Below are 223 nucleotides of genomic sequence, written 5' to 3' on the forward strand. Positions count from 1 at the left end.
AGGTTAAAACTCAAATGAATTGACGGGGGCCCGCACAAGCGGTGGAGCATGTGGTTTAATTCGATGCAACGCGAAGAACCTTACCTACTCTTGACATCCACGGAACTTGGCAGAGATGCCTTGGTGCCTTCGGGAACCGTGAGACAGGTGCTGCATGGCTGTCGTCAGCTCGTGTTGTGAAATGTTGGGTTAAGTCCCGCAACGAGCGCAACCCTTATCCTTT

Annotated in this window: 1 rRNA gene; it reads left to right on the forward strand. The window is 52.0% G+C overall.

The features are described from left to right. Window positions 1-223, forward strand: a 16S ribosomal RNA gene (locus tag WFL93_RS24340); the annotation flags it as partial.

The sequence above is a fragment of the Pantoea sp. USHLN256 genome (assembly GCF_037149875.1).
Taxonomy (GTDB): domain Bacteria; phylum Pseudomonadota; class Gammaproteobacteria; order Enterobacterales; family Enterobacteriaceae; genus Pantoea; species Pantoea nemavictus.